General features: G+C 76.4%; 2 protein-coding genes. Both read left to right on the top strand.

Annotation, left to right across the window (positions count from 1 at the left end):
* Positions 1–171: 171 nt before the first annotated feature.
* Positions 172–774, top strand: a complete 603-nt coding sequence (locus ABD308_RS16445; protein ID WP_344334201.1) for a VOC family protein — start codon at positions 172–174, stop codon at positions 772–774.
* Positions 771–1,015, top strand: a 245-nt coding sequence (locus ABD308_RS16440; protein ID WP_344334200.1) for an alcohol dehydrogenase catalytic domain-containing protein, incomplete at its 3' end; no start/stop codon positions are given. The genes ABD308_RS16445 and ABD308_RS16440, both read left to right, overlap by 4 nt.

The raw sequence follows: 1,015 nt of genomic DNA, 5'->3' as shown, positions 1-1,015 counted from the left end.
CGCGGCGGCCGTCGTCCACCTGACCGGCCCGGACGCCGCCTACACCACCGGCGTCTCGCTCACCGTCGACGGCGGCCTGAGCCTGATGAGCGCGATCGCCAACCAGCGCGACGCCGCCCACGAGCAGGCCGCGCGGACCCTCCGACCCGAGGCTCCCGGAAGGAGCGCCCGATGACCGGCATCCCCGGCGCGCGCGCCGTGCACCACGTCGCCTACACCGTCCCCGACCTCGACCAGGCGGTGGCGTTCTTCACCGACGTGCTCGGTGCGCGCCTGCTCTACCGCCTCGGGCCGGTCGCCGCGCCACCCGGGGACGGCGACTGGATGAACCGCCAACTCGGCGTCCACCGCTCGGCGGTGGCGCACATCGCGATGCTGCGCCTCGGCCCGGTCAGCAACCTGGAGCTGTTCCAGTACTCAGTCCCGGACCAGCGCCGCGAGCAGCCCGCCAACAGCGACTGGGGCGGGCACCACCTCGCGATCGCCGTCGACGACGTGGACCGCGCCGTCGCCTACCTGCGGGACCGGCCCGGCGTCGAGGTGCTCGGTGAACCGCAGACGATCGCCGACGGCGGACCGATCGACGGCGACCGCTGGGTGTACTTCCGCACACCCTGGGGCCTGCAGCTGGAGGTGCTCGCGATGCCGCCCGGCATGCCCTATGAACGCGCCACCCCCGACCGGCTGTTCACGCCCACGGAGCCGTGGGACAGCGTCGGCGCGCCGCCGGACGGGACCGCCGACGCGCCGCCCGGCGGGACCGGTGCGTCATGATCGAGACCACCGCCGCCGTGGTGCGGGAGACCGGCGGGCCGTTCCGCCCGGAGACCGTCCGGCTGGACGGGCCGCGCGCGGACGAGGTCCTGGTCCGGATCCGCGCCGCCGGGATCTGCCACACCGACCTGAGCGTGCGGGCCGGCCGCACGCCCGCGCCGCTGCCCGCCGTCCTCGGCCACGAGGGCGCGGGCACCGTCGCGGCGGTCGGCGACGCCGTCACCCGGGTGCGGCCCGGCGA

Origin of the sequence: Kitasatospora putterlickiae, assembly GCF_039527695.1 — a bacterium.
GTDB classification, from domain to species: Bacteria; Actinomycetota; Actinomycetes; order Streptomycetales; family Streptomycetaceae; genus Kitasatospora; species Kitasatospora putterlickiae.
This window is presented reverse-complemented; position numbering and strand designations above follow the sequence as displayed.